The sequence below is a fragment of the Rossellomorea oryzaecorticis genome, from assembly GCF_038405515.1.
Lineage (GTDB): Bacteria > Bacillota > Bacilli > Bacillales > Bacillaceae_B > Rossellomorea > Rossellomorea oryzaecorticis_A.
The window spans coordinates 1-26311 of the sequence record NZ_JBBYAF010000002.1; the positions used below are offsets into that span (position 1 = coordinate 1).

The window sequence follows — 26311 nt, forward strand, 5'->3', positions numbered from 1 at the left end:
AGGAATACCCAAGTCCGGCTGAAGGGATCGGTCTTGAAAACCGACAGGGGTGTTAAAGCCCGCGGGGGTTCGAATCCCTCTTCCTCCGCCATATTTATTTTTTCTCTCATGGAGGGGTAGCGAAGTGGCTAAACGCGGCGGACTGTAAATCCGCTCCTTCGGGTTCGGCAGTTCGAATCTGCCCCCCTCCATTTAGCTTTTTTCACAGAGCGTCAGCGGAGTGAAAAGAAGCTTCCTTAACATTTGCGCAGCGAAGCGGAGCATTACGCGCAGAGCGAATGGTAATAAATTTTCACTAACAAATTTCATTTTGTAGGGGCATAGTTTAACGGTAGAACGAAGGTCTCCAAAACCTTTGGTGTGGGTTCGATTCCTACTGCCCCTGCCATAAATCCTTAAACTCAATCTAAGCGGGTGTAGTTTAATGGTAAAACCTCAGCCTTCCAAGCTGATGTCGTGGGTTCGATTCCCATCACCCGCTCCAATAGCAAACTCAAAGGGTTTGTTCCTGTATTTCCTTATCATTTAAGAGGAAGTAGAGGAACGGACCTTTTTTTTATTTGTAGGCTCATCTGTTAAGGCGTGGTGGTGTTTCGAACCTTAATTTTAAACAAACGTTTGGTTAACATCTCTTACCATGGAATATGAGCCTGTTGCCAAACTGAACAAATGTTTAATTGATATTCAAGGGACAGAGCCTTTCCCCTTACTCTGGTTGACTATTCCCCATTTTTGTAAGATAGTTACTATGACTCAACATCGAACGGAAGAATAATAATTTACTAGCGGGTGAAGGCGATGAGGGAATTTCAGAATGAGATACAGAAAAGGAATTACTACATAATTGTTTCCGGCATTATCGTCTTGATGGTGATGGGAGTGGTGGTTGATAACCCATTTAATGTACGTTTTATCATACACGGAGCGATAGTGGTCATTGTATCTGCCTGTCTGCTGCTATACCCTCAGTATGAAACCCCTTGGATCAGATACACAACGGTCATTGCGTCGACCGGGTATTTTTACAGCTTGTTCTATTTCTACCCGGAAACGTGGTCGGGATTTGTATTATTATGTTTTGTTCCTGCTTTGTCCATCCTCTTTTTTGACAAGTGGCTTTTCTATTTCTCACTTGTGTTAAACGCCCTCTTCATAGGGGCTGCATTCATTTACATAGGCATAGTTGATAAAGGACAAGCTTACTTATACATTTACAAAGATATAGCAGGTAACGTCGTGAACTTTATTGCTAGTCAGGTCATCCTTTATTTTATTTTTTATTTATCGAATGTACGGATTCAAAAACAGCGAATGTACTATGAGCAGGTGCAGCAGGCTGAGCGGCTGAAGACGACGGGACAGATGGCGGCAGCCGTAGCGCATGAAATTAGGAATCCACTTACAGTTGTAAAGGGATTTTTACAATATTACGAGGAGGACCCGGAGGTTAATAAAAGCTTTAAACGGAATCTTTCCCTAATGATCGATGAGCTCCATACTGCCGAGCATGTGATTTCGCAGTTCTTGTCCATTGCCAAGCCTGATCAAGAAAAAACGCTGGATTGTGTGGATATTCAAGTCGTGTTGAATGATGTCACGGAGCTTTTGAAAATGTATGGACTATCAAACGATAACTGTATTGTGCTGTCGGTGGAAGAGGGGTGTTCGGTGAATGCAAATTCCATTGAACTCAAGCAGCTGTTCGTTAATTTGATTAAGAACGCCATTGAAGCTTCCCCTCATAGTGAAGCAGTTATTGTAAAAGCGCAAAAGTATAAAGGTGAAGTCATCATCACCGTGACCGACCACGGAAAGGGGATGACTATTAATGAAGTCAAAAGCCTCGGAACCCCGTTCTATTCGCTGAAAAGCAAAGGGACGGGCCTTGGGTTGATGATCTGTTATAATATTGTTGAAAAATTCAGCGGCACCATAGAATTTGAAAGTGAAAAAGAAATAGGCACCACTGTCACCGTCCGCTTCCTTCTCGTATGAGTGAGCGGGCAACAGGGACAGGTACCAAGTCCCGTTCATGGAGCGTGACTCTGTACCTGTCCCTTTTTTGATATAATGAGAAAATATAGTATAAGAGGGAGACTTACGAAATGAGACGGAATTTTCTAAGGGGATTATGTATAACATTTTTATTATTTTTCAGCTTGGCTTTCCCTATTCATGCGGAATTTGGGCCTGATGAATGGACACAATACCGGCTAAATACAGAAAACAACGCTGTTTACGATGGAGAGGGTATAGAGGATTCTTTGAACCTCAAATTAAAAACTGAAAATGAAATTCGATCAACACCTGTAGTGGTTGGAGACAATGTCTTTATAGGAAATCACAACAGCGGAGATATATATTCATACAACCTAATCAGCGGCAAGTTGAACTGGCAGTCCAAAGCCCCTAACTGGATCCATTCGGAAATCATTTACGTGGATGATCAGTTGTTTGTAGGGTATGGGAACCGTTTTTTTCAAAAAGATGGGACCAGGGGCACGGAAGAAAGCGGGTTGCTGAGCCTGGACCCTGAGACGGGTGAGATACTCTGGAATTTTGAGACAAAGGGAGAAGTAATGCCGACACCTGCCTATAATAAGGGAACCGTATACATAACGACAGGTGACAGCCACTTGTATGGTGTTGATCCGGCAACCGGGAAGGAAAAATGGAAACTCAATCTTGGGAATGTAGTGAGTATGTCGTCGCCTAATATAAAAGACGGAGTTCTGTATGTCGGCGGTGGCAGGCCGCAGCCGTATACTTTCTTTGCGGTCGATTTGAATAAGACAGAAATCTTATGGAAGACCGAACTTGAGGAAGTCATGTCTGGTCTGGATGATGTGCCGCCTGCCATATACAAAGATTTGGTCATCACGACGGGCGTAGAAGAAACGGAAAAGAAGATTGGGTTGAAAGAAGTATATGATCATCATGGCTTGGCAGCAGCGTATAAAGAAATAGTAAAAAGGGCATCAGGAAGAGACCAATCTGACAAGCAGCTCTACGATCATAAAATATACGCAATGAATACTAAGAATGGCAATATTGTTTGGGAAAAAAGCCTGGGTGTTGGAGAGATGGTTCCAAACAACAAATCGGGTGCACCAGTTATATACAAGGATTCCGTTTATGTAGGAAGCCCGATTACGAAGAAATTTTACTCGCTGGATGCCAAAACTGGTGAGAATAATTGGAGATACCACAGTAATGTCACGAAGGCCCCTCCTGCAGCGGATAAGGATATTGTCTACTTTATGGATGTAAAAGGGCTTGTTTATGCATTTGATACATCATCCGGCAAGCTGCTTGGCAAGAATTTGTTTGGGGGTAAGCTTGCACCATCAGGGCCGGTACTTATAAATAACCACCTGATTGCGGGTAGTCAGGACGGAAATGTTACCGTTAAACCAACGGATAAGATATTGGACAAGTTTGATGATGTAAAAGGGGATGCAAGCGGTCCGGAAGCTTCAGCCTTTGAGTATTACGGACTTGTTTACGGAATTCCGATTGGTATCGTTTTGGCGTGCATCATCATTGCCGGTTTGGTTATCTTAAAAGTTAGGAAGAAAAAATGAGGAAGGGGGGCGTATCCTGGTGCAGAAGGGGGATACGCCCCTTTTTCTTTATTGAATTTTAAGGTTTCTCCGACATAAATGCGTTCGCTGATGAGCTTGTTTGCTTTCTTAAGTTTGCTTACAGTTGTGTTATATTTCTTTGCGATGGCAGAAAGGGTGGCCCCTTTCTTTACTTTATAAGAAATCGTTTTTGCAGGAACCTTGCTGTCGTTGTTGACTGGCTTAGAAGCAGTTCCAGTAATCTTCAACATTTGCCCGACATATTTCCGGTCGCTTTTTAAATTGTTGAGCTTTTTCAGGCTGGTTACTGTTGTGCCGAATTTCTTTGCAATCGCGGGAAGGGTATCTCCGCTCTTAACTTTGTAAGTGTTTATTTTGCTTGGAGGATCAGTTTTGACAGGCGGGTTCTCCCCAAGGAAGTAATACATATCTTTGATGAATGTCACGCTGAGCTTTGTTTTGTAGCTTTTCGCATTCTTTTAAAGTAACAGGAAAGGCGGAAGCTGGTTCTAAGGTCAGGATAAAAGCAGGTAATAAAACCCTTGGAACAGGTACGGCGACAAGCAAAGGCACATTTTCAGTGGAAATCAGTAAACAAAAAGCCAAGACAAAACTATCGGTAACGGCAATAGACAAAGCAAAAAATACAAGCAAAACAAAAACTGTCACCGTTATTGATAAAACAGCACCAGCCGCCCCTACTGTAAAAACTGTGTATGACTGCAATATAAAAGTAACCGGAAAAGCAGAGCCCTCAGGCAACAGTAACAGTAAATACAGGTGAGAAAAAGCTAGGTTATGCAAAAGCCAGTAAGAGCAGAAATTACTCAGTCAAAATCAAAAAACAGAAAAAAGGAACGAAACTTAAGATAACGGCAACTGATTATTCGAAGAATACAAGTAAGGGAAGTAGTGTAGTGGTGAAGAAAAAATAATAAGGAAGAAAGGGGGGGATCCATAAAGCGCAGCTTTGAGGATACCTCCTTCATATTATATAGTGGATTGCCTTACTTAGATAACGGAGGTTCTCTTTTTTCTCTCCTTTAAAGTCATTTTAAGGACGGAGGAATGAAGCTATGGTTAAGATGGAGGAATTAAAAGGGAATTCATGGACTCAAGTTTGAGCAGGGCAGGATTTCCAAATGAGGCAAAGGCTAATGACTAAATACCTGGACCTGTGCTCCTAAACCGCCTTTGGAGGAGAATATCATGAAACAATATATTGCATTTGATATTGGAGGAACCCATATAAAGTATGGGATTGTGAGAGAGGATGGGATTGTGTCAGCGTGTTTTCTCACTGATACGGAGGCTCACCTTGGCGGTCCCGCCCTCGTACAGAAGCTGATTCTGCTGAGCCGCAGCCTGCTTGATGAGTACGAAGTTAAAGGTGTCGCGGTCAGTACGGCCGGCAGGGTTGATGTTGATAGAGGTATTATTCTTGGTGAGAGTAAAAACATTCCAAATTATAAAGGGCTTGAGCTTAAGAAACTCATTTCCGAAAAGGTAAAATTACCTGTGGAAGTCCGGAACGATGCTGACTGTGCAGCTCTTTGCGAACACTGGATCGGAAATCATGGAGCGGACAACTTCATCATGCTGACTGTCGGCACGGGAATAGGAGGGGGAATCATCATCAACGGCGAGCTTCACTCCGGCCACTCCTACAGCGCAGGAGAGTGGGGATATATGAGAATTGAAGGGGAGGAGTTTGAGAAAGTAGCATCCTTCCCGGCCCTGATCAAAATGGCTAAAGAATACAAGAGTCAACTGAAATGGACTGGCAAGGAAATTTTTGATGCATATGATCAGGGAGATCCCAAAATAATGAAAGCCGTCGCTGTGTTTTATCGACATTTAGCTGTCGGGATTTCCAATCTCATCTATATATTCGATCCCGAAAAAGTGATCATCGGAGGAGGAATTGCCTTGAGGGGTGAAGTGTTTCTCGAAGAAATCAAAGAAGAGGTGAAAAAATATACAAAGGAAACTTTCTATAATCGAACGGAACTTGTACTAGCGAAACACCAGAACCATTCGGGTATGATCGGGGCCGTCTATCATTTTATGCAGAAAAACTAGAGGGCTTTTTGCCGAAAGACAGGAGGTTTTTAATATGAAGACTATTCTCTATTTTAATGATCATGTCACTACCCTTTTTGCAGTGGAGGAACTCAGAAGACTGTTCCGTAGTGCAGGCATAGAGACCGTTATACATAGTGACGGCGCTGCGAATTACGAACAGGCTAATATTTACATGATGCTTGAAAAAGAGTATAACTCCTCGGAATGGTGTGCCGATCCGTTCGCATTGAAGAAGGACGGGTTTGCGATCATCGAAGAAGAAGGACAGGTGTGGATTATAGGAAAAGAAGAACGTTCATTACTATACGGCGTGTATGTTTTTTGCGCGAAGAAGCTAGGTTATAGCTGGATTCAACTAAATGAAGAACGGCAAAACCCTTCCCCTCAAAGTGCTGCTTGTCTGGAGGAGCCTTTATTCAAAAGACGCGGCAATATCATCGAAACGGTGGATGACCCCATTTACATAAACCTCCTGATCGACTGGGGAGTCAAAAACGGGCTGAATGAGTTCTTTTTCACTTTTTTTCTATGGGATAAGATACATAAGTATGTAGAAGGAGAACTGGTGAAACGCGGTGTGAATGTCACTCTCGGCGGTCACAGTCTTGCGTTTTTAATTAGAGAAAAAGGAAACAAAGCACTTCATTTACTGAAAGACAGCAGTTTGCAGGAGCAGGTAATCAGACGGATTGTGGACATCTGCCGTGAATCGGAGGTCGTAACAAGGGTGTCCTTATGGCCGGAAGACGTTGGGATCGATAAAGAAGAGAACGCAGAATTCATGCCGGCCTACATTGCTTTTAGCGAAAAGTTAAAGGCATCATTAACAAGCTTGAATGTAGAAGTGGAACATATTGTTTATAATGCAGGGCTTGAATGGAACATGCTCGAGCGCATCTCCGGAACAGAGGCCTCACGGGAAGCGGATGTATTATATGCCTATTGGGGAAGGGATTATTCTCAGTCGATTCATCATTCAACACCGGAACAAAAGCGGGCAGTAGCTAGTTTAATAGACTGGAGAACCGAGACGGCGAAAACGGAAAGAAGTTTTACGGTACTAGAATATTACAGCGACCACTTTATGTTAAGCGAACTATTCCCGCCGCTGCTGAGCAGGATGAAAGAAGATATAGCCGATTACAAGAAACTGAAGGTCGATGGCATCCTGAACCTGATCGTTCCCTGTCACATAAAGCCGCATTCATCCGAAGGAACCGCTGATTACCCATGGAAATGGATTCATCAGCTGAATAACTTCATATTTGCAGGACTGAGCTGGGGGAAGGAATACAGCGTGTTGGCTGATGCCTACCGTACTTCACTTGGTGAAAAATACTTCTCAATCTTACTTGAATTAGAAATCATCATGGCTAAGCATACTGCGTGGAATGTCCCATTGTTCCCGGCACGTGTAGTGGATCCTGAAAAAGTGAAGGAGATTCATCACAGTCAGGAAATCGTCAGCTTCCTGGATGAAATGATCGATTTTCTTGAAAAGCATACGCCTGTTGGCAGCGAAGATTTGCTCGCCATTCAAAATAAAGATAATTACTGTTCATTCACAAATGAAGAAATGCTCCTGATCTACTTCGATTACGTAAAAAAAGCTGCTCTAAAGTGTAAGCGCGGCTGGATGGGGGGAGACGCCGATGGACTTCAGTAATCTTCGATATTATGAACCTTCCAAAAAAATGAAGCATCCATATATGGTTAAAGAAGATTTGATCGTATACGGTGCCACCCCGGCAGGAATCACATGTGCTATCCAGGCAAAGAAGATGGGACTTACCGTTGCGATCGCCGAATTCGGCCGTCACATCGGCGGGATCACAGCCAGCGGGCTGGGGGCGACGGATTTCGGTGCAAAAGAAGCAATAGGCGGTCTTTCGAGAGAGTTCTATAAGAGAATTGGGAACTACTATAGTAAAGAAGAACAGTGGACCTTCGAGCCTAAAGCAGCAGCTTCGGTTTTTAAAAATTGGCTGGCTGAGTATGAAATCCCGGTCTACTATAATCAGCATCCTGAAACAGTGGAAATGGAGAAAATGAAGATTAAGAGAATCATCATGGAAAATGGAAGCGTCTTTATAGGGGATTTCTTCGTGGATGCAGGCTATGAAGGGGATATCATGGCAAAGGCGGGTGTTTCCTATATGGTGGGCCGGGAATCGAACTCGACTTACGGAGAGACCTATAATGGGGTACGGTTTGGCGAACCTCATCATAAATTCGAAGTTCCGGTCGATCCTTATGTGATAGAAGGCGACAAAGAGAGCGGACTGCTGCAGGGAGTGGAAGAGCTTGAGCCGGGTACGGAAAAAGAAGGGCATGGCGATCACAAGATTCAAGCGTATAATTTCCGCATTTGTCTAACAAAGGACCCTGAAAATCGTATCCCATTTCCCAAACCCCCGTCATATGACACGGACAGCTTTTCATTGCTGCTGCGGTATATACAGGCCGGCGTGTGGGACGCAATGAATCTCCATATCATGCTCCCCACTGGCAAATCCGACTTGAATAATTATGGAGCGGTATCGACCGATTTCATCGGGAAGAATCATGAGTGGCCAGACGGGAGTTATGAAAAGAGGGAAGCCATTTTTCAAGAGCATTTCAACTATAATCTCGGCATGCTTTACTTTTTGAGTCAGGACAAAAGAGTTCCGGAGCCCATCCGGGAAGAGGTCGCTGAATGGGGTCTTTCGAAAGATGAATTTACGAAGACCGGACACTGGCCACATCAGCTGTATATCCGGGAAAGCAGGAGGATGATATCGGACTATATAATGACTGACCGGAATTGTCTGGGTCAGACCGTTGTTGAGGATTCAATCGGGCTGGCTTCCTATCAAATGGATTCCCATCACTGCAGGAGGGTCGTCAAGGATGGGGCGTGCGTAAATGAGGGGGACGTGGAGATTCCGATTTCACCTTATCCGGTTTCTTTCCGTTCGATCCGGCCGAATTCTGAAGAATGTTCGAACTTGCTGGTCCCTGTCTGCTTATCCAGCTCCCATATTGCCTTTGGTTCCATCCGGATGGAACCGGTATTCATGATCATGGGTCAGTCTGCGGGGGCCGCGGTGAGCCTGGCTTTTCTACAGGGGTCGGCTGTTCAAGATGTGCATTATAATCGGTTGAAAGAAGTCCTGCTGGAATCTGGCCAGGTCCTGGCGTGGGACGAGGATATAGAGGATGATCCCGTAACACGTATGAAAAAGACGTTCGGTCATGGTGGCGGAAATTGAGGAATATTGTCGAATTGTCGGTAAATCATAGAAATTGTCCGTATTCCCGTCTTTTCGTCCGCAAACCTGAAAAAATCTCCGTAAATCCAAATAAATGTCCCCAAACACGATTTTTCGTCGGTAAACAAATTGTAGTAGCCCCTCATACAATAAAAAATAACCCGGCTCAGTGCCTCAGCACCGCCCGGGTTTTCTTCACGTTAATTATAACTCGATTGTTTTAAGAGCGAGTTTGATGTTTAAATCGTTTACAACATCTTCTTCCTTGGCCGCGTTGAAATGATCCAGCGCCTTTTGCAGATAGTTCCTGGCTTCATTCATTTCGCCTTTATCGCGGTAGTGGATCGCCTGCTTCAATGAGTTGACCAGCTGTTTCTCAACAGATTTCTTCAAGTCACCGTTTTGCCCTTCCTCGATGATGAGTGCCTTCGCGGATTCCAGTGTGAATTCCAGCACCTCGATCTTCATTAAGTCAGTTCCGTCCGCATAATAGATATTTCCGTCGTTGCCGACTGTAGCGAGCTCTGTTGTACCCAGGGTTTCAAAATCAAGGGAAACGGGATCAATTGCCGTCAAATTACCCGCCAAAGTGGTATACATGATGCCGTTGTCATCCCAGCGGATGTGGATCGGGCGCCATCTGCCGTAATGTTTCACATCTTCATAAATGGTTTTGCTTTTCACCACTTCCAACGTCTCGGGGTCCATGGCGAAGATCGTGCCGTCCGCAGCCGACCACAGCAGGCCGTCGGGACCTTCACTCATGCCGCTGATCATGCGTGGACTGTAGTCCAGTCCAGGGATGTCAGGTGCGAATTCAGTGACCTTCTCATTGTTCTCCAAATCCCAGACGAAGACTTTTGCTGCTTCTTCCGTTGGATCGATTCCAAGGCCGCCTGCTATCGTGGTGGAGCCGTACAGCTTGTCCCCTTTTTCAGCTAGAGCGACAATGGCCTGATTGTGGATGACGTTTTCAAATACCTGAGCGTTTTCAGGAGCAGCCGGGTCAAGGATCGTCAGTGATCCGCCGAGTTTTCCGTAATCAGGGATGGTGCCGATATAGAGCTTATCATTCACAGGCTCCATCTCGAACGGTCTGTCCTGATGGGGGATATCAAAGATTTCATGCCTTTCAAGTTCCTCCTGGGTGGTATCAAGTTCGTAGATGACCGCCCCTGGATACACGCCGAAATACATGTTATCCCCAATGGCTGCCATTCCTTCCGCCTGCCCGAGTGTGAACATCTCTGAAGTGCCGTCATCCGTACGGTAGACAGCACCTTTTCCGCCCGGATACCCGCTCATATACATATTGCCGTCGGGTCCTTTTTCAAGGGTCTGGATCGGAATCGGATTTCCTGCTATTGGATATTGAATCGTTTTTACTTTCTTGGTTTCAAGGTTCATGAATGTCACTTGTCCGCCGAATTGAACGGTAACTAATGAGTAGCCCGGAAAATCGGGATCCCCTTCAAGTTCCACCCAGGTGGTATTGCGGATGAAAGTGCCAAACCTAACTCCGGTATCACGAGTTTCCAGGGTTTCATAATCAATTTCCATGATACGACCGCTCTGCTGGAAATAAGCCTTATTACTGCCTGGGAGTCCCTGGATGAGACGGAGGCCTTTGTTATTTTCATAGTAAGTATCTTCCCATTGATCCGTATTGGTATTGTAGAACAGAAGCGAGTTATCACCGCCGCCTACACCGGCCACGATATAGTCACCGAACGCATCCATCTGCCATACACTCGACCCCTGGGTGACGTGATCAGGAACTGGGATCGTTTCGTAATCGCCTGTTTCCACATCAAGCTTCACGAGACGGTTGTCAACTCCGACCCCAAGGTAAAGATACCCATCGTGATAAGCAGTTGATCGGGTATAGCTTTGGCCGGGGGCAACCGTTCCGTAATCCCTCATTTCGCCTGTGCTTGGGTCATACATACCTGCTTTGGCGTTCGGGAAGGACCCGAAGTAGACACGGCCTTCTTCATCGTAGGATAAACCATAGACAACGCTTTCCCCTATTCCGCCGAGATTTTTAACCTCCTGTGTCTCGGGGGAGTACTCGTATAAAGTTCCGTTTCCTCCGATATATACGTTCCCATTCGGAACCGTGATATGTGTCCATACGGCACCGGTCCCTTCAAGAGGATACGTTCTCAGCACTTCCTGAGTTTCGAGATCCACTACCTGAAAAATGGCGGGACTTCCGGAAGCGGTCGTATACATGACATCGTGGCCATTTTCCTTTCCATAGGCAGAATCATAAACGGCCACACTTTCCATTTGATGACCGAGATTGACTGGATCTCCGAAGTTGCTTCCCGTTTCTGCATCGGCCGTCCCGGCAGGGGTGAAGATCGAACCGACCATCATGACGAAAGCCAATGAGATAAAACAAAACACTTTCACTTTCTTTTTCATTCTTCCATCTCCTCTGTAAATTCAATTCATCTTTTCCTTTTTAGTAAAAATGATCTCTGTGCCTTACACCGCCTTTCTAACTAAATGAAAGTACCTATCCTCCTGTGTATAAGAGATTCCTTAGATGGTTAATGCCTGTCCGTTGTGAAAGTTCCGCATGCTGTTATTCCTATTTTTATAGATTTAGAACCTGGGAAACAAGTCTTTAAATAGTCGTAATGTTAGATGGGTAATATGACCTGTGGTGGAATAGTGAGGAAGGGTTCTTAGTAACCGTTTTTTCTTAAATAACAGAATAGAAAAAAAACCGCCACCAATCGGTAACGGTTAACATTCACTATTACGCTGCTCAGTGTTCACACTGTTCAGTTTCTTTCTCCCCACTTTTTCAAAAGCCCTCAGGCCGATCCACATCACGGCGACGGCAAGGACACTACCTGTAAACAGGGGGATTGTACCGGGCAGAAGAGAGGCAACGCCATATAGAATTCCACATGCCGCAGCGATTTGAATCAGTTCAAGCGGTGAAGTCAAAGCGAGCAGCAAAGTTTGTTTCAATGTCTTGAAAAACGGTAAGTCAAAATGGACATAGACCGGAAAGAAAAATAACAGGGTAATGATGTACCAGATCAAGATCAGCAAGAGTACCGGCACCAAAAAGGTCAGTTTTCCACTATTGAGGCCAATGAAAGTGAAATCATAATATAGGATATACCCGATGACCATAAAAATGAGTCCGTATCCGTTCGACCTTAAAAATTCTTTCTTATATGTACGCCAAAACTCAGGGAATACAGAAAGGTTTTCTTCCCGGAGCAGCCATTTCCTCACAATGGTAAACATCGCTGTCGTGGCAGGGAAAAACCCAAAGATCAACAGGCCGATGAAAGTAAATAACATCCACAGCAGGTTAAGATATGCCAGCTTCAGCATTCCGAAAACGATTGTATTAAATCGATCCCATCCTCCCATTTTTTCACCCCTTTTGTGAACTACTATACGTCAGTCGTGGAAAAGATTGCAATCATTTTCTCAACATTCAAAATCCTTTCAAAAATAACGTCTTGATTTTATTAAAGACATTTAAGAGACTTGTCTCTTTTAAAAAAACGAATTAGACTTGAAGAAAGCTTATGAATATTTTTACAATTCTGAATCGTGTTGGGTGGACTTTTTTTATTCTGCAAAAGCTATTCGGAAATGACAGCGCTTTACCAGACTGGCAGAATTCCTAGGGGGTGGATGGGGATCACGGCAGGCTTCGCCTGCGGAAAGCGAAGTTTTGTACGAAAATCAACATCGGTAGTTGACAAGAAAGAACCATAAAAAAAATAAAAATGAAGAGGGGTTCATTCATGAAAAAGAAATTGACGTTTCTCTTAGTGTTGGTCATGGGGCTCATCCTGATGGCCGCATGCAGCTCAAAAGATGAAAAGACAGGCGGGAAAGCAGGAGACGGGGAAGTTTCCGGCGAGATCACCGTTTGGGTCCATCCTTATACGAGTGATGCAGATGCTGAGAAAAAGATGTGGAATGAAATTGTTGCTTCATATAAGGAAAAATTTGATGTGGACGTAAAGATTGAGACGATTCCTTGGGCAAACCGGGATCAAAAAGTATTAACAGCCCTGGCTGCCAATAACGGTCCGGATGTATTTTATGCCATCCCTGACCAAATGCCTCAATATGCAAATGCAGGGATGCTTCTTGAACTGGATTCATACTTGAAGGATAACGATATGGATGATTTTGTTGATACTGCAGTGCTTTCGACAAAATGGAAGGATAAGACATACGGTCTTCCTATTCTCCAAACAGCAGAATCGCTTTTCTACAATAAGGAAGTTATTGCAGCAATCGGAGAAGACCCCGAAAAGCTGCCGGCAACATGGGAAGAGTTCTCTGAATGGGCTAAAAAAGCTAAAGATAAAGGCTTTTACGCATTCAGCTATCAGGGTGGAGGTTCTATGAACGGAACATTGTATCCATTCTTATGGCAAGCAGGAGGAGAGGTCATTACACAGGATGATGAAGTGAAGATCAACAATGAAGCAGGAGTAGAAGCTTTTGAATTCATTAATAAGATGTATGAGAAGGGATGGGTTCCAGAAGATTCAGTTACGGCTATGGAACACGATGCGTTGTGGAATGCCGGCAAAATACTGGCAGTAAATGGATCAGGTATCTCTTTGACAAACCTTCAAAAGAGTGGATTGGATTTCGTCATCGCTCCGCCGCTTAAGCATAAAGAACAGGCAACGTATGGTACTACGGGAATGTTCGTGGTTCCATCAAATAGTGACAACCCGGATGCAGCAGCAGAGTTTATCAAAGTGGTAACAAATGCTGAAAACCAACGTAAATTTAATACGGTTACACAATATATACCATCTCGTGAGTCAGCAAAAGATATCTTCGATGATCAGAAATATTTAAGTCAGCTTGCAGAGTATACGGAGTATGCGCAGCCAGGAGTCATCCACCCGATCGGCCGTTCCATCATGCCTGGTATTCAGGCTGAGGTACAGACGATGATGGCAGGGGAGAAAACACCGAAGGAAGCAGCGGATGCAGCAGCGGAAGCAATCAAGGCGGAACTTGCCAAACAATAGAGTTTTAGACAGAGAGTACTGGTCTCTATGAGATTGGTACTCTCTGTTTCCTAACTTACATAAAGAAGGTGATTATACTGATTAGTACAGAAACGGTTAAGCGTGAACTGAAAGTGAAAAATAAAAAATTACCTTTAAAAACACGAATCAAGCGTGAATGGGACCGCAATGCCATTGTGTACATTTTTCTGATCCCAACGTTAATTCATTTCTTGATTTTTCAAATATTCCCGTTTGCGTTCAGTTTTGTACTTACATTTTTAGATTGGAAGGTTATCGGTGACCCTGAATTTGTGGGGGTGAAGCATTGGATGAGATTCCTGGAAGATAAACTGGCATGGAAAGCAATCTGGAATACGGTTCTATTCTCCATCTACTATATTGTTCCTACAATGGCACTGGGATTGATTCTTGCATTGATCATCAATTCGGGTGTGTGGTTGAAAGGATTTTTTAAAGGGATTTTCTTTCTGCCGGTCGTCACATCCTTTGTCATCATCGCAGGGATTTGGGGATGGTTATTCAGAGGTACTGAATCGGGAATGGTGAACTATCTTCTGAGCCTGTTCGGTTTTGATACGCAACTGTTTTTATCCGATTCAAGCCAGGCCCTGATCGTTCTGGCAGGACTCAGTATATTCAAAGTGGCTGGAAGCACGATGATCTATTATTTTGCCGGCCTGCAGTCAATCGATAAGCAACTGTATGAATCAGCTAGAATCGACGGCGCGACGCCTTTTCGTATTTTTTGGTCGATTACGTTCCCGCTGTTAAAGCCGATTCATTTCTATGTGGCCATTGTTACGACAATCGGTTCGTTCCAGATCTTCGATTCCACTTTCCTTTTAACGGGCGGAGGTCCGAACTATGCGACAACGACGATTGTGTTTTATTTGTACCAGCAAGGTTTCGGCGGGCTGAATTTAAGCTACGCAGCTGTTCTTTCCTACGTGTTGTTCTTTATCATATTGGTCATCTCCCTCATTCAGAGAAAGTATATGGGGCAAGAAACGAAGTATTATTAATCTAAGGTAGAGGAGGTTGAGCAATGGGTAAAATCATTAAATATTTCGCTTTAGCGATTTTAGCTTTAAGTTTCCTTTTGCCGTTTATCATCATGGCTTTAGGTTCATTTAAAGAAATGCAGTATGCGTTATTGGATCCGTTATTCTGGATACCTGAGGATCCAACCTTGAGTAATTATACGTACTTGATTGGAAATGGACTATTCGTCAGATGGATCTTCAACTCTGTTGTCATTACGATTATACCTGTCTTCAGCCAAATGATCTTTTGTGCGATCCTCGGATACATTTTTGCAAAAAAACAATTTCCAGGACGAGAAGTCATCTTCTGGGTATTCATGGCTGTTATCATGATTCCGCAGCAACTGCTGATCATTCCAAAGTACATCATGTTTGCAGACTTCGGATGGATCAATACGTACTGGGCATTGATCATCCCTGAGCTTTGGGGAATCATGGGTGTTTTCCTCGTCCGCCAGTTCTTGCAGAGTATCCCGAATGACTTGGAAGAAGCTGCCCGCATCGATGGGGCGAATGATATCAAAGTGTTCTTTAAGGTAATTCTGCCGTTATCGATCCCTGTGGTAGCGACGGTCGGTACGTTTTCATTCATCTCCAACTGGAATGATCTCTTCCAGCCGCTGATTTATATGACGAGAGAAGAGATGTTCCCGGTGACAGTGGGGTTGGCATCGATCCTCGGGAAAGAAGGGAACTTCGGAATTGAGATGGCCGGATCGACCCTCTCATTCATTCCCACCTTCTTGATATTCTTGTTCTTCCAGCGTTATTTCACTGAAGGAATCCAGATGTCCGGACTTAAGTAGATTCAGATATTTAGTGAGAAGGCGGCTATAAAAATGAAAAACCTTAAAATCGGCATGGTGGGTTTAGATACATCACATGCTTCAGTATTTACTAGATTACTGAACGATTCAGGCGGGGACCATCATGTTCAGGGGGGGAGAGTCACACAGGCCTTTCCGGGAGGCTCGCCTGACTTTGAATTAAGCTTTAAAAGGATTGATCGGTTTACAGAAGAGGTCCGCCGATATGGGGTTGAAATAGTGGAGACTATTGAAAAAGCAGCAGAGGGGACGGACGCTATCTTACTGGAGTCCGTCGATGGCGGCACCCATTTGGAGCAATTACAGAGATTGATCGTGTATAAGAAGCCTATTTTTATCGATAAACCTTTCAGTTTGTCATCTGCGGAAGCTGAAGAAATGGCTGCATTAACGGGAACATACGATACACCGATCATGAGTGCCTCTGCGCTGCGTTTTTCAGAGGGATTAAGCAACGTGTTATCCCGGTCTGATAAAGGTGAAATCATCGGCGCTGATTGTTTCGGCCCCATGGAACTTCAGGAAGGTCAAGGATATTTCTGGTATGGGATCCATGCAGTTGAAATGCTTTTCACAATCTTGGGTGGAGGTGCCGAAACCGTCACCACTCACTCAAATGATGACCATGACTGCATCGTCGGATGGTGGAAGGACGGAAGAATTGGGACAGTCAGGGGGACCCGTTCAGGCAGCCAGCAGTTCGGAGCACTTGTCCACTTTGAAAAAGGAACGGAGTATGTAAATGTGGCTGCTGATTCCAAGCCGTTCTACGCCAGCCTGCTGGAAGCGGTCATCGCTTTTTTCCATGGCGGAACGCCGGGAGTCAAGCTTGAGGAAACTCTTGAGATCATTCGTTTCCTTGAAGCGGCCAACGAAAGTCGTGGTTCCGGGGGACGGGTGGATATGAACAACATGTTGGAAAAAATAAAATAGAATTCAGGTTGCTGCCCGAATTCTATTTTTATTTGTCTAGCTCCAGCTCCAAGGACTAGCTCCTGGAGGTCATAAGCTAAATGGTCCAAGGAGGCAAAAAGAGCCTTCCCGACCCATTCATCTTGTGCTTGTCGGGGCTGAAAGAGCCGCCTCCGCTTTTCTTGTTTTATTGCACCTTCTCATCCATCGTAAAAGTCAGCCGGTAGATGCGGCGCGGCCTTCCTTTGTGGGTCAGTTTCTCTTCACCTACGATGTCCACAAGTTCCGCATCCATCCATTTCAGCAGGATCCGGTGGGCGCTCCTGACGGTGATGTTGAGCGTGGAAGCAAGTTCCTGTGCGGTGTAGTCGACAATTCCGTAACGTTCGACCCTTGCCATCAGTTTGGTCATGTAGGAGGCGGACATCCCCGCTTTTTCGGCCCTGTCGAGGAGCTCGGCATCCGTTATGGCAAGATCGTAGCGCTCATACTGGGTGTTTGTCGTGATATCCACGGGACCAAGGACACTCCTGTTCTCGCGAACGATGTAGCACACATCCCCGCCTGAATCCTTAGCCTGCCTGAGTGCAAGGCGAGCATGGCTGCCGGCTTCGGCTGCTGTCGACCCGAAGCCGACCCCGATGCTCAAAGTGATTCCCATCGCATGGTTGGTTTCCTGGAGCAGCGGGATGAATTTGTAACCGCGCGTTTCCCGTTCAAAAATGCCGCGGGTCGTGATGAAGGAATATTCCTCACCGCCGAGATTGATGAGATGCCCGTCCAGTTGTTTTATGTAATCAAGCAGCATCTGCTGGATGTTTAATTTCAACAGCTGAACATCGTGCTCCGAATGGTATTTCTCTGTGATTTTTTTAAAATCATCGACGTTGATTAACCCGAATACAATTTGTGACTCCTTGTTCCTCCGTGTTTCTGTTGCGAGGAGGGCCCTTTCAAGGGAGACGATCATGTCCTGCTGGGTCGGGGTCACCCATTCGTAGGGGATGTTCATTTCAGCAAGCCGTTTGGATACTTCCTGGATACCGGTCAGGGCGATGGCACCGTGCTGTTCATGATTTTCGACGTGGAATCCCACGATGTCACTGATCAGCGGAGGGTTGGATTGCTTCTGGAAGACGGTCAGTTCGCTGTTTTCTTCTCCAAGCTCGACCAGTATTTTCTCAACATATTTCTTTTCGATTGTATCAATCGAAAGGTTCTTCAGACCATGTCTGTTTTTGATTAAAAAGAGGGATCGGTACAATCCGGTCCCCATTAACGGGACATGGTGAACAGGGATCGGGAAATCCAGGAATTGCTTCGCGAGATTGTACAGATGATACTCGGTGAACATGAGGACGTCAACGTCATACATTAAATCTTTAGCGGCTTCCGCAATAATGCTCCCGGGTTTAATGACGGAGAAATGCGGTTTGAAATTTGGAAATGATTTCAATGTCTCTTTCGTTTGGGCTACCAGTTCTTCCGGTCCGATGATTCCAATATTGATTTCAGAGTTATCATGAATGGATTTTTTGCTTCTCAACATGCTCCCCCCACTACATGCTTTTATAGACATGTCTTTTTATCTAATGATAATAATAATTTTCTGAATTGTCAAAATTCAGATGAGTAAAATATTTTTGCCCACCCACTTTAAAGACCATTTAAAGACTTGTCTTTTAATAAGGGGATTCATAAGATGTTAATAAGAAATTATCTGAAAGTTCAATCTTGCAGTTTAGGAGAGTGGTTTGATGAAAACAATCGAAGAATTAGAGATTTTTATGACAGAGCCTTCACAGGCGCTGATTGAAGATGTAAGGAAGATCGACGGAGATATCATGATCCTTGGCGTAGGGGGTAAGATGGGTCCTACATTGGCCAAGATGACGAAAAGGGCGATTGACAAGGCAGGGGTGAATAAAAAGGTATATGGTGTATCAAGATTTTCAACGCCTGACTTGAGAAATGAATTGAATGCGTTAGGCATCCACACGATTTCTGCGGACTTATTGAAGGAGGAAGAGCTGCAGGCACTGCCCAATGTGAAAAACATCATTTATATGGCGGGGAACAAGTTTGGAACCGTCGGCAATGAGCACTTTACATGGGCCATGAACGCTTATCTGCCGGGAAGATTCGCTGAGAAATTTCCGGACTCCCGTATCGTTGCATTTTCAACGGGAAATGTTTATCCTCTGACGGATGTGATCAGCAGCCATTGTGGAGAGGACCAGCCCGTCAATCCAATCGGGGAATATGCCCAGTCTTGTCTGGGACGTGAACGCGTACTTACTTACTTCTCCCATAAAAATAACACCCCTATGCTGATGTTCAGGCTGAACTACGCGATTGATCTACGTTATGGCGTCCTGCTTGAGGTTGCAAGACAGGTATACAACGGTCAGCCGATTGACCTGACGATGGGGAATGTCAACGTCATCTGGCAGGGGGATGCGAATGAATTTGCCATCAGGTCCCTGCTGCACACGGATTCACCTCCAAAGGTCCTTAATGTAACCGGTCCGGAGACGATTTCCGTCCGCTGGCTGGCTGAAACCTTTGCCAAACGATTCAACAAAAAGGCCGTGTTCGTCAATGAGGAACAGCCGACAGCCTTGTTGAACGATGCTTCACAGGCACATAAATTATTCGGCTATCCGAAATTCACCATGCAGCAGATGATCGACATGACGGCAGATTGGGTTGAGCAGGACGGCTATACGTATAATAAACCCACCCATTTCCAGGAAAGGCAAGGAGCGTTTTAAATGTTGAATCCAGCGGTTAAGAAGTCATTACATCAAGGAGTCTTCATTCCGGCGCATCCCCTTGCGATAACAGAAGGCAAGGAACTGGATGAAAAAAGCCAGCGTGCACTGACCAGGTATTATATCGAGTCGGGTGTCGGCGGCCTTGCCGTCGGGGTCCATACCACGCAGTTTGAGATTCGTGACCCCGAGTTCAACCTTTATCAAAGGGTATTGAAGCTTGCTGTCGAAGAAATGAAAAGGGCCGATGTCCCCGAGTCATTCATTAAAGTGGCCGGGATTTGCGGACCTGTTGATCAGGCAGTTAAAGAAGCTGAATTCAGCAAGGACGCCGGTTATGATCTGGGGCTCCTGAGTATGGGCAGCTTACAGCATCATTCGGAGGAACAGCTGCTGGAGCGCACGAAAAAAGTGGCTGAAATAATCCCGGTGTTCGGGTTCTATTTGCAGCCTGCAGTCGGCGGCAGGGTTTTATCGTATGAATTCTGGGAAGCATTCGCGAATATACCGAATGTGCATGCCATCAAGCTTGCCCCCTTTGACCGGTATTTGACCACCGAGGTCGTCAGGGCGGTCTGCCACTCCAGGCGGGGCGATGAGATTGCCCTCTATACGGGGAACGATGATAACATCGTCAATGATTTATTGACGACCTATAAATTCAATGTAGATGGGGAAGTGAAGGTAAAAAGGATTGTCGGAGGGCTCCTCGGTCACTGGTCGGTCTGGACGAAGCGAGCGGTCGAATTGTTCCACGATATCAAACAGCTGCAGCCGCACGACTGTGTACCCGATTCAATGCTGACCCTGGCACAGGAAATCACCGATGCAAACGGCGCATTCTTTGATGCGAAGAATCAGTTTCAGGGAAGCATAGCGGGGATAAATCAGGTCCTTGCTGCCCAGGGATTGATGAAAGGACGATGGTGTCTGGCCGATAAGGAAGTGCTGAGCCCGGGTCAATTGGAAGAAATCGACCGTGTCCGTGCAGCATACCCTCATTTACATGATGATTCTTTTGTTGAAAAGAACCTGGAAAGATGGCTTGGCAGCTAAAGGTCTTCACAGAAAATTGGAGGAAAGTGATGATGAGGAAAATTACAGTTCGGAATAAACGGGTGGAGATTGTACAGGAGGAAAGGCCGGGTGTGAAACCTTCCTATATCTTGGTCAAAACCCTCTATTCTGCGATCTCCCCCGGTACAGAGTTGACGATTCTTCAAAATAGTAAGGATACTCCGATTACACTTGGCTACAGTGCGATGGGGGTTGTGGAAGAGGCGGGAAACGGAATAACGGATGTGAAAAAAGGGGATCTGGTGGCGGTATACGGTGCACCTTACGTCCAGCATGCTGATGCTCTTCTTGTACCAAAGACTCTTTATTCAAAAGTCCCGCAGAATGTAGAGCCGAAAGTAGCGGCGCTCGGAGGGATCGGGGCGATTGCCATCCACGCGCTCAGGACAGCGGGGCTTCAATTCGGGGAGACGGTCGTGATCGTCGGGATGGGGCTGCTCGGCCAGATGATTGCGAAGATTGCCAATGCTGCTTCGTACCATGTGATTACATATGATCTTCATGAAGAGCGTGTGAAGATGATCAGAAAGGACGAGGGTATCAAAGCATTCACGACGGCGGAAGAAATGAAAGCCGAATTGAAACGCAGTACGAATGGAGAAGGGGCGGACGCGGTTTTATTATGTGCGGGCGGGAAGAAGTCGCCGCTTACCGGCCAGAGTCTCGAATGGATCAGGAACAAAGGGAAAGTGGTCATCGTCGGCGATATCGAGCCGGACTTCCCGAGGAATCTGATGTTCAGTAAAGAAGCCCAGCTGCTGATCTCCCGTGCCGGCGGTCCTGGCCGTTACGACAAGGTCTATGAGGCTGAAGCAATCGACTACCCCTACGGTTTTGTCCGCTGGACGGAGGGACGAAATCTGGGGGAGTACATCAGGCTTGTGAGCGAAGGGCGGATCGATGTGAGCCCGTTCATCCAGGATGTAGTGGATGTAAGTGAAGCGGAGGCTGCCTATGAAGAACTCAGGAATAAGCCTTCTGCGGCATTGACGAAAATAATCAACTTCTCCAGCTAAGGAGGGATGAGGATGAAAAACGATGTGAACATAGGGGTGATCGGCATCGGCTCGATTGCGGAAACCAGCCATATCCCAAATTTGAAGGCTGCAGTCGGGGTGAGACTCGCTGCAGTCGCCGATGTGGACCTGGACCGGGCGAGGGAGATTTCACAAAAATATGAGGTTCCACAATTTTTCACCACGGCAGAAGAGATGTTCGAGAAGTCGCAGCTCGACGCCGTGATGATCTGTACCCCGAATGGGACCCATATCCCGATTGCCATGAAGGCTGCGGATAAAAGAATCCACGTTTTCATGGAAAAGCCGATCGGGACGGACTTAAAAGAAGTGGAAAAGTATTTACGGTTCGCAAAAGATAAGAATGTGTTGACGATGGTCGGAATGCCCCATCGTTTTCGTCGTGATGCCCAAATTTTGAAAGCGTATGCATCGAAAGGGACCTTTGGAAATGTCTACTATGTGAAAGCCAAGCTTTTCAGACGCAGGGGGACACCTAAGGGCTGGTTCACGAATAAGGCACTTGCAGGCGGAGGGGCACTGATGGATATCGGTGTACATGTACTGGACCTGGCATGGTGGCTGATCGGCAAACCCGAAGCCAGGAGCATCACGGGAAAAACGGTTACGGGCCTCGGAAACTATGAAACAAACTATGTATCAAGCTGGGAATCCAGCAACAAGCAATTGAACAGCGCCCGGGTTTTCGATGTGGATGATTTTGGCGCGGCCTGGATCCGATTCCGGAACGGGGTTGTCCTTTCTTTAGAAACCGCATGGGCGGTGAACGGGGAGCAGGATGAAGGGATCGAAATTGAAATCTTTGGAGACAAAGGTGGTGCCGTATTATCGCCGCTTTCCATTTTTTCAGAGGAGGAAGGTCTTCTCAGTAAGCATCACCCTGTTTTTGAAAAAAATGAACCTTTCAAGGATGAAATCGGCCACTTTATCCATTGTATTCGAACAGGTTCTTCTCCGTTGATTGACGGGGAGGATGGTTATGAAGTGCTGAAACTATTGATGGGAATCTATGAATCATCGAATCTGGGAAAAGAAATTTGCTTCAATTAGTATTCGAAGGGGGAGAAGGAGATGTTGAAAGTTGGTGTGATCGGAGCAGGGTCCATTTCTGAATTCCATATCAAGCCCTACCTGGCCAATAAAGACGTGGAATTAATCGCACTTTGCGACATAAATGAAGAGCGTCTTGCTGAAAAAGGGCAATTATATGGAATCAGTCATTTGTATACCGATTATAAAGAATTAATGGAGAATGACGAAATCGATGCCGTCAGCATCTGTACATGGAATAACTCTCATGCAGAGATTGCCATATCCGCTTTAAAAGCGGATAAACATGTGCTTGTCGAGAAACCTTTATGCATGACAGTGGAGGAAGCGCTGGAGGTTGAAGCAGCTGTAGAGGAGTCCGGTAACGTCTTGCAGGTCGGCTTTGTCCGCCGTCATGGTGACAATGCGATGTTATTGAAGAAATTCATCGACAACGGCGAACTCGGTGAAATTTATTATGCAAAAACGTCCTGCCTAAGGAGACTCGGGAATCCTGGAGGATGGTTCAGCGACCGGACAAAATCAGGGGGCGGGCCGCTGATCGATTTAGGGGTCCATATGATTGATATTTGCTGGTACTTCATGGGCAAGCCGAAGCCTGTTTCTGTAAGCGGGAATGCCTACAATAAATTGGGAAACAGGAGTCATATCGAGAATCTGTCATTCTATCAGGCTGCTGATTACGACCCGGCTCATAACGACGTGGAAGACTTGACGAACGCGCTCATCCGATTTGAAAACGGAGCGTCCTTGCTGGTGGATGTAAGCTTCACCTTGCAGGCGAAAAAAGATGAATTGTACGTTAAGCTGTTCGGTGAAAAGGGAGGCGCAGAAATCGAGCCGGAGCTGGCGATCGTCACGGAGAAGCACAACACGATCCTGAACATGACCCCGCAGGTGGATAATCTGAAATTTGATTTCGAAAAAGCGTTTTATAACGAAATCAATCATTTTGTATCGTGCTCTCTTGAAGGAAAAGAAACAATCGCCCCTGTTTCGGATGGCGTGCAGGTAATGAAAATGCTCAATGCCGTCTACGAATCGGCCCGGACCGGTAAGGAAGTGTATCTATGAGAACGGATGAAAAGGTTGATTTGCTCATCGCCGGAGGAGGACTCGGGGGATGTGCAGCAGCGATGGCAGCCTGCTCTAGGGGTTTGAAGGTGATCATGACCGAAGAGACGGATTGGATCGGAGGCCAGGTGACCTCGCAGGGGGTTCCCCCGGATGAACATCGCTGGATCGAGGAATTCGGCTGTACAAGAAGATACCGCGATTACCGGGACAAAGTGAGGGAGACGTACCGTAATAACCTGAATCCCAGGGAACAGAAAGAACAACTGAACCCAGGCAACGGCCTGGTGAGCAATATTTGCCACGACCCGCGCGTCACCCTGCATGTATTGAATGAAATGCTCCTGCCCCATCTGTTGACAGGCCGGCTTCAGATCCTTCGCAGTACCAGGGTGGTATCGGTAAAGAAGGAGGGGAACAAGCTGCAGACGATGACACTGTTGAATGTAGCGGCGGGGACCAAAAAAGATGTGGATGCAAGGTATTATATTGATGCGACGGAAGCGGGTGACATCCTGCCACTTGCAGGGATGAACTATGTTACCGGTGCGGAATCAAAAGAAGAGACCGGCGAACCGCATGCTGTGGAAAAGGCAGATCCCTCTGACATACAGGCTTTCACATACGTCCTCGGTATGGAATACCGGGAAGGTGAGGACCATACCATCCCCGAACCCAATATGTATTCGTTCTGGAGGGATTTCCATCCAGAAATCTGGCCGGATAAACTGCTCAGCTTCTTCGCCCCGCACCCGATCACAAAAGAAAAAAGGAAATATACACTGATCCGGGAAGAAGAGGGATTCCCGCTCTGGGAATACCGAAGAATTTTTGATGGCAGTCAATTTGATTTGGATTCCGGGAGCGGAGAAGTAACATTGATGAATTGGCCGCAAAATGATTACTTTCTCGGGAATGTATACGACGTTCCTGAGGAGGAGAAAGGAAGGAATCTGTATCAAGGAAAACAGCTCAGCCTCTCCCTGCTGTATTGGCTGCAGACGGAAGCCCCGAGACCTGACGGTGGAAAAGGTTACCCGGGTCTGAAATTGCGGAAAGACTTATTCGAAACGGAAGACGGGCTGGCAAAAGCCCCTTATATCAGGGAATCCCGGCGCATCAAAGCGGAGTATACAGTAGTCGAGCAGGATGTATCCCCTGACTTCAATGGAGGACCGGCCGGCCGGAAGTTCGCTGACCGGGTCGGGATCGGGTCGTACAGCATCGATCTTCACCCGAGCATGGCAGGGAGGAATTATCTTGACATCAAGGCACTGCCGTTTTATATCCCGATGGGCGCGCTCATCCCGAAAGATGCTGATAATCTGCTCGCAGGATGCAAAAATATCGGCACCACCCACATTACAAACGGCTGCTTCAGGCTGCACCCGGTCGAATGGAATATCGGTGAGGCATGCGGGACTCTTGCAGCCTTTTGTATAGAACGTGATGTCAAACCGAAAGAAGTCAGGAAAGATCAGGCGTTAGTAGAAATGTTTCAACAAGAGTTGAAGGAAGACGGCTTTGAACTTGAATGGCCGTTTGAATCATGAAAACGAGGTGATCTCATATGGGAAGGAACATAGGTGATTTTCCACTTGAACAATTGAGGGAATATAAACCTGAAATGATCGGCAGGCCGGATGATTTTAATGAATTCTGGTCAAGTCAGAAAGAAAAGATGAAAGCAATTAAACCAAATATAACAGTTTCACGGCGTCCGTACCCGGTCCCGGCAGTAGAAGTAATGGATCTTACATTCGAAAGCTGGGACGGGACACCTTTAAAAGGGATCTTCATTAAACCGGCAGGGGTAGAGGAATGTCCGGTCATCGTTAGTTTTCACGGCTACACGGGAAGCTGCGGTCTGGCGATAGACTACTTGAAATGGCCAGCGCTTGGTGTGGCTGTCTATTCACTTGATGTACGTGGACAGGGATCTTCCCCCGACTATGCAAGGTACGGGAACGGTAGCAGGGTTCCTGGATGGATGCTGAGCGGCATCCTTAATCATGAAAACTATTATTATACCAATATGTACAGGGATCTTATTTTACAGCTTCAATGGATACGGTCAGAAGAAGCGCTTGTAAACCCATCATCATTAGGGGTGATGGGTTCTTCACAGGGTGGCGGTCTGGCGCTTGCTGCTGCAGCCCTTGGAGAGGATGTAGACTATGTCGTTTCTGATTGGCCGTTTATGACCCACTTCGACCGGGCGCTTGATATTGCACTTCAAGGACCGTATATGGAAATCATCAAGTATTTTAAATTGAATGATCCCCAGGGCAAGAACTGGGACCCAGTAAAGAAGACATTGAGCTATATTGATAGTCTCCATTTCTGTGACTCAATCACCTGTCCGGCTTTGATGGCTGTCGGGCTGGAAGACAGCTCAACACCGCCTTCAACCGTTTTTGCGGCCTTTAATCACCTGCAATCAACCGATAAAGAGATCGAAGTATATCCCCATTTCACTCATGAGATGAATGGGTTTCATGAAGAAAAAAAGCTCGCCTTTGTAGGAGGGCAGCTAATGAAATAAGGAG

General features: G+C 46.0%; 21 protein-coding genes, 3 tRNA genes and 1 pseudogene. 21 read left to right on the forward strand and 4 right to left on the reverse strand.

What is annotated here, in order from left to right:
• The first annotated feature begins 110 nt into the window (after positions 1 to 110).
• From AAEO50_RS01055 to AAEO50_RS01075, 5 genes are all read left to right on the forward strand, one after another.
• Positions 111 to 191: transfer RNA gene (locus tag AAEO50_RS01055), tRNA-Tyr, on the forward strand.
• Positions 192 to 314: 123 nt separating this feature from the next.
• Positions 315 to 388, forward strand: a tRNA-Trp gene (locus tag AAEO50_RS01060).
• A 22-nt stretch (positions 389 to 410) separates the two neighbouring features.
• A tRNA-Gly gene (locus tag AAEO50_RS01065) sits at positions 411 to 484 on the forward strand.
• 314 nt (positions 485 to 798) lie between these two features.
• On the forward strand, positions 799 to 1995 hold the full coding sequence (locus AAEO50_RS01070) for a HAMP domain-containing sensor histidine kinase (RefSeq protein WP_341979490.1): 1197 nt from the start codon (positions 799 to 801) through the stop codon (positions 1993 to 1995).
• 164 nt (positions 1996 to 2159) lie between these two features.
• Positions 2160 to 3584, forward strand: a complete 1425-nt coding sequence (locus AAEO50_RS01075; protein ID WP_341979492.1) for a PQQ-binding-like beta-propeller repeat protein — start codon at positions 2160 to 2162, stop codon at positions 3582 to 3584.
• On the opposite strand, the gene AAEO50_RS01080 is transcribed toward AAEO50_RS01075, so the two are convergent.
• Entirely contained in the window at positions 3503 to 4030 is a 528-nt protein-coding gene (locus AAEO50_RS01080) for a LysM peptidoglycan-binding domain-containing protein (protein WP_341979494.1), read from the reverse strand. The two genes, AAEO50_RS01075 and AAEO50_RS01080, sit on opposite strands and share 82 nt — an antisense overlap.
• Before the next feature lie 8 nt (positions 4031 to 4038).
• On the opposite strand from AAEO50_RS01080, the gene AAEO50_RS21365 reads away from it, so the two are divergent.
• From AAEO50_RS21365 to AAEO50_RS01100, 5 genes and pseudogenes are all read left to right on the forward strand, one after another.
• On the forward strand, positions 4039 to 4368 hold the full coding sequence (locus tag AAEO50_RS21365; protein WP_425383130.1) for an Ig-like domain-containing protein: 330 nt from the start codon (positions 4039 to 4041) through the stop codon (positions 4366 to 4368).
• A pseudogene (locus AAEO50_RS21370) lies at positions 4346 to 4519 on the forward strand (Ig-like domain-containing protein); the annotation flags it as partial. The gene AAEO50_RS21365 and the pseudogene AAEO50_RS21370, both read left to right, overlap by 23 nt.
• Positions 4520 to 4793: 274 nt before the next feature.
• Positions 4794 to 5666: an ROK family protein gene (locus tag AAEO50_RS01090; protein ID WP_341979498.1), complete on the forward strand. Its 873-nt coding sequence runs from the start codon at positions 4794 to 4796 to the stop codon at positions 5664 to 5666.
• A 34-nt stretch (positions 5667 to 5700) separates the two neighbouring features.
• Entirely contained in the window at positions 5701 to 7335 is a 1635-nt protein-coding gene (locus tag AAEO50_RS01095) for an alpha-glucuronidase family glycosyl hydrolase (protein ID WP_341979501.1), read from the forward strand.
• Complete coding sequence (locus tag AAEO50_RS01100) at positions 7322 to 8923, forward strand: FAD-dependent oxidoreductase (RefSeq protein WP_341979503.1); 1602 nt, start codon at positions 7322 to 7324, stop codon at positions 8921 to 8923. The genes AAEO50_RS01095 and AAEO50_RS01100 overlap by 14 nt, the downstream gene beginning before the upstream one ends.
• A gap of 204 nt (positions 8924 to 9127) precedes the next feature.
• Here AAEO50_RS01100 and AAEO50_RS01105 read toward each other — a convergent pair whose 3' ends face one another.
• Positions 9128 to 11353 carry an FIMAH domain-containing protein gene (locus AAEO50_RS01105; RefSeq protein WP_341979505.1) on the reverse strand — a complete coding sequence of 742 codons (2226 nt, stop codon included), beginning with the start codon at positions 11351 to 11353 and terminating at the stop codon, positions 9128 to 9130.
• Positions 11354 to 11680: 327 nt separating this feature from the next.
• Complete coding sequence (locus tag AAEO50_RS01110) at positions 11681 to 12325, reverse strand: YesL family protein (RefSeq protein ID WP_341979506.1); 645 nt, start codon at positions 12323 to 12325, stop codon at positions 11681 to 11683.
• Between the two features lie 383 nt (positions 12326 to 12708).
• Between AAEO50_RS01110 and AAEO50_RS01115 the strand changes: the two genes are divergently transcribed.
• The 4 genes from AAEO50_RS01115 (at position 12709) to AAEO50_RS01130 (ending at position 16771) form a co-directional block, all read left to right on the forward strand.
• Positions 12709 to 13965 (forward strand): sugar ABC transporter substrate-binding protein, encoded by a 1257-nt coding sequence (locus tag AAEO50_RS01115; protein WP_341979508.1) that lies wholly within the window; start codon positions 12709 to 12711, stop codon positions 13963 to 13965.
• Between the two features lie 74 nt (positions 13966 to 14039).
• Positions 14040 to 14990: a carbohydrate ABC transporter permease gene (locus tag AAEO50_RS01120; protein WP_425383135.1), complete on the forward strand. Its 951-nt coding sequence runs from the start codon at positions 14040 to 14042 to the stop codon at positions 14988 to 14990.
• A gap of 23 nt (positions 14991 to 15013) precedes the next feature.
• The gene (locus AAEO50_RS01125; protein ID WP_341979510.1) at positions 15014 to 15817 is read left to right on the forward strand and encodes a carbohydrate ABC transporter permease; all 804 of its coding nucleotides are present in this window, start codon (positions 15014 to 15016) and stop codon (positions 15815 to 15817) included.
• A gap of 33 nt (positions 15818 to 15850) precedes the next feature.
• Positions 15851 to 16771 (forward strand): gfo/Idh/MocA family oxidoreductase, encoded by a 921-nt coding sequence (locus AAEO50_RS01130; protein ID WP_341979512.1) that lies wholly within the window; start codon positions 15851 to 15853, stop codon positions 16769 to 16771.
• 166 nt (positions 16772 to 16937) lie between these two features.
• Here the strand turns inward: AAEO50_RS01130 and AAEO50_RS01135 are convergent, their stop codons facing one another.
• Positions 16938 to 18299, reverse strand: a complete 1362-nt coding sequence (locus AAEO50_RS01135; RefSeq protein WP_425383131.1) for a hypothetical protein — start codon at positions 18297 to 18299, stop codon at positions 16938 to 16940.
• A gap of 208 nt (positions 18300 to 18507) precedes the next feature.
• On the opposite strand from AAEO50_RS01135, the gene AAEO50_RS01140 reads away from it, so the two are divergent.
• Genes AAEO50_RS01140 through AAEO50_RS01170 form a run of 7 tightly spaced genes read left to right on the forward strand, consistent with a single transcriptional unit; the run spans position 18508 to position 26307 of the window.
• Positions 18508 to 19524: an NAD-dependent epimerase/dehydratase family protein gene (locus tag AAEO50_RS01140; protein WP_341979516.1), complete on the forward strand. Its 1017-nt coding sequence runs from the start codon at positions 18508 to 18510 to the stop codon at positions 19522 to 19524.
• Positions 19525 to 20580, forward strand: a complete 1056-nt coding sequence (locus tag AAEO50_RS01145) for a dihydrodipicolinate synthase family protein (RefSeq protein ID WP_341979518.1) — start codon at positions 19525 to 19527, stop codon at positions 20578 to 20580.
• Positions 20581 to 20612: 32 nt separating this feature from the next.
• Positions 20613 to 21617, forward strand: coding sequence for a zinc-binding alcohol dehydrogenase (locus AAEO50_RS01150; protein WP_341979521.1), 1005 nt, complete (start codon positions 20613 to 20615; stop codon positions 21615 to 21617).
• A gap of 12 nt (positions 21618 to 21629) precedes the next feature.
• Positions 21630 to 22688, forward strand: a complete 1059-nt coding sequence (locus tag AAEO50_RS01155) for a Gfo/Idh/MocA family oxidoreductase (protein WP_341979523.1) — start codon at positions 21630 to 21632, stop codon at positions 22686 to 22688.
• 21 nt (positions 22689 to 22709) lie between these two features.
• A complete protein-coding gene (locus AAEO50_RS01160) occupies positions 22710 to 23762 on the forward strand; it encodes a Gfo/Idh/MocA family oxidoreductase (RefSeq protein WP_341979525.1) in 1053 nt (350 codons plus the stop codon).
• On the forward strand, positions 23759 to 25315 hold the full coding sequence (locus tag AAEO50_RS01165; protein ID WP_341979528.1) for an FAD-dependent oxidoreductase: 1557 nt from the start codon (positions 23759 to 23761) through the stop codon (positions 25313 to 25315). The genes AAEO50_RS01160 and AAEO50_RS01165 overlap by 4 nt, the downstream gene beginning before the upstream one ends.
• 17 nt (positions 25316 to 25332) lie before the next feature.
• Positions 25333 to 26307, forward strand: a complete 975-nt coding sequence (locus AAEO50_RS01170) for an acetylxylan esterase (RefSeq protein ID WP_341979530.1) — start codon at positions 25333 to 25335, stop codon at positions 26305 to 26307.
• Positions 26308 to 26311 lie beyond the last annotated feature (4 nt).

Bases quoted from the DNA above. Each gene is read 5' to 3' on its own strand.
- AAEO50_RS01070 (WP_341979490.1), top strand. From the start codon at position 799: ATGAGGGAATTTCAGAATGAGATACAGAAAAGGAATTACTACATAATT.
- AAEO50_RS01090 (WP_341979498.1), top strand. From the start codon at position 4,794: ATGAAACAATATATTGCATTTGATATTGGAGGAACCCATATAAAGTAT.
- AAEO50_RS01095 (WP_341979501.1), top strand. From the start codon at position 5,701: ATGAAGACTATTCTCTATTTTAATGATCATGTCACTACCCTTTTTGCA.
- AAEO50_RS01100 (WP_341979503.1), top strand. From the start codon at position 7,322: ATGGACTTCAGTAATCTTCGATATTATGAACCTTCCAAAAAAATGAAG.
- AAEO50_RS01105 (WP_341979505.1), bottom strand. From the start codon at position 11,353: ATGAAAAAGAAAGTGAAAGTGTTTTGTTTTATCTCATTGGCTTTCGTC.
- AAEO50_RS01110 (WP_341979506.1), bottom strand. From the start codon at position 12,325: ATGGGAGGATGGGATCGATTTAATACAATCGTTTTCGGAATGCTGAAG.
- AAEO50_RS01115 (WP_341979508.1), top strand. From the start codon at position 12,709: ATGAAAAAGAAATTGACGTTTCTCTTAGTGTTGGTCATGGGGCTCATC.
- AAEO50_RS01125 (WP_341979510.1), top strand. From the start codon at position 15,014: ATGGGTAAAATCATTAAATATTTCGCTTTAGCGATTTTAGCTTTAAGT.
- AAEO50_RS01130 (WP_341979512.1), top strand. From the start codon at position 15,851: ATGAAAAACCTTAAAATCGGCATGGTGGGTTTAGATACATCACATGCT.
- AAEO50_RS01135 (WP_425383131.1), bottom strand. From the start codon at position 18,299: ATGTTGAGAAGCAAAAAATCCATTCATGATAACTCTGAAATCAATATT.
- AAEO50_RS01140 (WP_341979516.1), top strand. From the start codon at position 18,508: ATGAAAACAATCGAAGAATTAGAGATTTTTATGACAGAGCCTTCACAG.
- AAEO50_RS01145 (WP_341979518.1), top strand. From the start codon at position 19,525: ATGTTGAATCCAGCGGTTAAGAAGTCATTACATCAAGGAGTCTTCATT.
- AAEO50_RS01150 (WP_341979521.1), top strand. From the start codon at position 20,613: ATGAGGAAAATTACAGTTCGGAATAAACGGGTGGAGATTGTACAGGAG.
- AAEO50_RS01155 (WP_341979523.1), top strand. From the start codon at position 21,630: ATGAAAAACGATGTGAACATAGGGGTGATCGGCATCGGCTCGATTGCG.
- AAEO50_RS01160 (WP_341979525.1), top strand. From the start codon at position 22,710: ATGTTGAAAGTTGGTGTGATCGGAGCAGGGTCCATTTCTGAATTCCAT.
- AAEO50_RS01165 (WP_341979528.1), top strand. From the start codon at position 23,759: ATGAGAACGGATGAAAAGGTTGATTTGCTCATCGCCGGAGGAGGACTC.
- AAEO50_RS01170 (WP_341979530.1), top strand. From the start codon at position 25,333: ATGGGAAGGAACATAGGTGATTTTCCACTTGAACAATTGAGGGAATAT.